Annotated in this window: 1 protein-coding gene and 1 pseudogene (1 of these 2 only partly in view); both read left to right on the top strand. The window is 64.9% G+C overall.

What is annotated here, in order from left to right:
* A protein-coding gene (locus EOC06_RS21545) for a Gfo/Idh/MocA family protein (RefSeq protein ID WP_128308738.1) crosses the window boundary here: on the top strand, positions 1–823 show its 3' portion. 215 nt of this gene lie to the left of the window's left edge; only the last 823 of its 1,038 coding nucleotides appear in the window; the start codon falls outside the window, past its left edge; the stop codon is at positions 821–823.
* Positions 820–1,725: pseudogene (locus EOC06_RS21540) on the top strand (hypothetical protein); the annotation flags it as partial. The gene EOC06_RS21545 and the pseudogene EOC06_RS21540, both read left to right, overlap by 4 nt.

The raw sequence follows: 1,725 nt of genomic DNA, 5'->3' as shown, positions 1-1,725 counted from the left end.
CGCCACCACCGCGCCCAGCCATCGTCCGCTTGTCGAAATGGCGGCCGCTCATCGCGTTCCGGTGATCTGCCAAAAGCCATTCGCGCCGACGCTGGCCGACGCCAAGGCCATGGTCCGGGCATGCGCACAAGCAGGCGTGCCGCTGATGGTGCATGAGAATTTTCGCTGGCAGTCGCCGATCCAGGCGGTGCGCGCCGTGCTCGACAGCGGCGAGATCGGCACGTCTTTCTTCGGGCGCATCTCCTTCCGCTCCGCCTATGACGTGTTTTCCGGCCAACCCTATCTGGCGACGGGAAAGCGTTTCATCATCGAGGACCTCGGCATCCATGTCCTCGACATCGCCCGTTTCCTGCTCGGCGACGTCTCGACCATCACGACGCGAACCGCCCGCATCAATCCTAGTATCGCGGGCGAGGATGTGGCGACCATGCTGATGGACCACAAGAGCGGCGCGACCTCCGTGGTCGACTGCAGCTACGCGACGAAGCTTGCGACCGAGCCGTTTCCCGAGACGCTGATCGAGATCGACGGCAGCGACGGAACGATCCGGCTGGCGCAGGAATACCGGCTCACCGTCACCGGCAGGAACGGCACGGTCGTTACCGACGCCTCGCCGCCGCTGCTGCCATGGGCGTCGCGTCCCTGGCACAACATCCAGGAAAGCGTTGTCGCCATCCAGCAGCACTGGGTAGACTGCCTGGCAAAGGGGATCGAACCGGCGACCTCGGGAGCGGACAATCTCGAGACGTTCGCGCTGGTCGAGGCGGCTTACGCCGGTGCCGCGAGCCGGCAAACGGTGCAACTCGACGCCTTGCTGAAATGACCGACGACGCCTTCCTGCTCTACGGCACACGTACGGTCGAAGCCGAGCCGGTCAGGCTGCGCGCGGGCGCGCTTAGCGCCGACTTCGTCAACGGCAATCTACGCACCATCAGCCATGGCGGCACCGAAGTGCTGCGCGCCGTCGCCTATATCGTGCGTGACCGCGACTGGGGCACCTATGAGCCAAATTTGACGGACCTGATCATCGACCAGGCTGCCGACGCTTTTTCGGTCAGCTATTCGGCAAGCTGCCTGGCCTCCGATGGAACCCGGCTCGGCTTCCGCGCCACCATCAAAGGCTCCGCCGATGGCCGTCTGGTCTTCGAGGTCAGCGCCCTTCCCGAGAGCGATTTCGAAACCAACCGCTGCGGCTTCTGCATCCTTCACCCGATCGCCGACCTCGCCGGCAGCCCGGTCAAGGTCGAGCATACGGACGGCAGCGTGGAGGCGACAAAGCTTCCCGAACTGATAGACCCCTGGCAGCCTTTCAAGGATATCCGCGCCATCACCCATCAGGTTCGGCCTGGCGTCACCGCCGAATGCCGGATGGAAGGCGATACTTTCGAAATGGAGGACCAGCGCAACTGGTCGGACGCCTCCTACAAGACCTATGTGCGACCGCTGGCGCTGCCCTGGCCCTATGTGCTGCCTGCCGGCCAAACCCTGCGCCAGACGATCAGCCTGCGCATCGCAGGTGAAGGCAAAGCGCCGGCTGCCGCCGTGGCCAGCGAACCGGTCCGCGTCGAACTCGGCGAAGCCGGGCCAACGCTGCCGGATGTCGGCGTGGTCATCTATCCCGAAGATGTCGAGACGGCACTGGCGAACCTCTCCACGCTGACGACACTCGGCCCACAACAGCTGCTGTTTCACTACGATCCGACGCGCGGCCACGGGCTCGACGCC

The sequence above is a fragment of the Mesorhizobium sp. M7A.F.Ca.MR.362.00.0.0 genome, from assembly GCF_004023175.1.
Taxonomy (GTDB): Bacteria; Pseudomonadota; Alphaproteobacteria; order Rhizobiales; family Rhizobiaceae; genus Mesorhizobium.
The sequence above is the reverse complement of the archived record's forward strand: the minus strand, read 5'-3'. Positions and strand labels throughout refer to the sequence as shown.